This is a genomic window from Dyadobacter sp. (genome assembly GCF_051859145.1).
Classification (GTDB): Bacteria; Bacteroidota; Bacteroidia; order Cytophagales; family Spirosomataceae; genus Dyadobacter.
In genome coordinates, this window is the sequence record NZ_JBHYGF010000492.1 from 1 (window position 1) to 2,497 (window position 2,497).

General features: G+C 46.9%; 2 protein-coding genes. Both read left to right on the forward strand.

Annotated elements, in window-relative coordinates; translation table 11 throughout:
* Positions 1 to 1,464, forward strand: a 1,464-nt coding sequence (locus ACTIE6_RS22625; protein ID WP_439558791.1) for a TonB-dependent siderophore receptor, incomplete at its 5' end; no start/stop codon positions are given.
* A 317-nt stretch (positions 1,465 to 1,781) separates the two neighbouring features.
* The coding region (locus ACTIE6_RS22630) for a PQQ-dependent sugar dehydrogenase (protein ID WP_439558792.1) at positions 1,782 to 2,497 on the forward strand (716 nt) is incomplete at its 3' end.

The following is a 2,497-nucleotide window of genomic DNA, read 5'->3' on the forward strand; positions in this document are numbered from 1 at the left end:
GGAGAGATTACCCAGGCTGAGCAGACTAACCCGATGTTCCTTTTCCTGAACAGGAGTGCGCCTACTGCCGCCAGAAACCTGAAAGAACTTGGCTATAACAACAAGCTTTCATTCACAAGCAATGACCTTACCCTGCAAAACCCGACGCAGAATTACCGCGTTGAAATGGACTACAAACTCTCGGATCAATGGGAATCGCAAACGCTGATCTCGAAAAGTGCTACTTCTACAAAAGGCTATTATTCTTACCTTTTTGACTTCGGGGTGTTGGGGGATAATGTATATACCAGGTATTTGAACAAACAAAATGAGTACACCGGTACTTCGGATATCCAGCAGAACTTCATCGGGGATTTTCGTCTGGGCTCCATGCGGAACCGCGTTGTTGTCGGCCTCGACTACTTTTCCGCGATTTCAACAAGCAATGGAACGGGTTATGCATTCTACGGGAATGTAACTCCTGACGGCCGTGCCATCGGGGATAATCCATTTACCGACTCACTTGAAGTAACACCTTATCCGCTGTCCACCGCGGCTGTGGATGCTGTATTAGCGACACAACCGGTATCGGACGCAAAATCGCGTTACAACATTTACAGTGCCTACGCATCAGATGTTTTGAACCTGACCAATACGCTTTCGGTAATGGTAGGACTTCGTTTGGACCATTTTGACAATGTGGGAAGTGTGGCAACTTCGGAGGACGATTACAACCAGACCACACTTTCACCGAAGTTTGGTATCCTGTACCAGCCGGTTGCAGATAAGATTTCTGTTTTTGCCAATTATCAAAATGGCTTCACGAATGTCGCGCCCTCGCTGGTCGGCAATCCCGAAGACGGGCCGCAGACGATCAAAACTTTCAGACCGGAGCAGGCCAATCAGATTGAGTTTGGTATCAAAACCAACATCATTAAAAACAGGCTGAATGCGACGATCAGCTACTACGATATCCGCGTAACAGATATGGTGATCACAGATCCTGCGTCGCCATTCAACAAAATCCAGGGCGGCGAGATTTACAGCAAAGGATTTGAAATTGAATTGAATGCAAATCCTGCAAATGGATTGAATATCAGGGCAGGTTACAGCAACAATGACAGCAAAACCACAAAATCGGATAATTCTGAAATCCTGAACAAAAGACCACTTGACGCGGGCTCGAAGCATACCTACAATGCGTGGGTAAACTACGAGGTACCGGGTGGAAAACTGGCAGGATTTGGTATAGGAGCGGGAATCAATGGCGCGAGTGAGCGCTTTGCGATCAACTATGTTTCAACCGGCGACTTTATGCTTCCGGCATATACCGTAGCAAATGCATCGCTTTTTTATCAGGCCGAGAACTACCGGATCGGATTGAAGCTGAACAATGCATTTAACAAAGAGTACTATAAAGGATGGTCTACCATCGCGCCGCAAACACCGCGCGCTTTGCTGGCAAATATTACTTACAATTTCTGATTATTTGTTTTAGCAGAAAGTACCTGTGCAAAAGGCCGGAGGATTTGCTCTTCCGGCCTTTTCCGTTTGGGTAAATCCCGGCTATTGTTTGCCGGCGTCAGGTACCTGCATGAATGGATTAGCTGCCATTTAGAATTTTCAGAACAGCGACGCGCCAGCTTTATAAAGGCTCTTTGCAGGAGTTTGTAAGATTGACGACATTATCGGAATAAATCAAAATGCATCTATGAAGCGTGTGCAGGCGTTTTTACGCCGACTTTGGCATGATTTTACTTAGCTGACGCATCGTTTAAATCACTTTGTATCTGCTATTGATTATGTCGTTTTTAAGGATTTTTTTATTAAATGTACTGTTATCCGGCCTTTTCATTCCGGTTGCCAGCATTGCCCAGGAAGCAGGGCAGGAGCACTTTGACAAAAAGATCATCGCCAAAGGCACTTCCGATCCGTGGGAAATCGTGTTTGGTCCCGACGAGCATCTTTGGGTTACCGAATCAAAGGATTACCGCGTGCTGCGGATTGATCCTGCCAGCGGGAACAAGGAGGTACTGATCGACCTAAGCACCGCGAAGACTTTCCCCAACTACGATAAGCTGAACGATTCCATTGACGGCGGAAAACCCCTGCCGCAGGGCGGTTTAATGGGAATGGCGCTGCACCCTATGCTTTTGAAAGGCAAGCCGTTTGTATACCTCGCGTTTGTCTATGATTTTGAGGGTAAAGACAGGTCCGGCGACGGCCAGGATCCGAAGGATCACGGTTATCATTATAAAACAAAAATTGTCCGCTGCACCTATAATCAGCAAACGCAAAAGCTTCAAAATCCGGAGACCATTTGCGATGTGATCCCGGGCAGCAATGATCATAATGGAGGCAGGCTGTTGATTTCGGCGGTAAATGGAAAAAACTACCTTTTTTATTCCGTCGGAGATATGGGCGCTGGACAGTTCAAGAATGCAGGGCGGACCAATCACGCGCAGGATCCGGATGTTTATGAGGGTAAAATGCTGCGTTTTAACACAGAACCTGATCA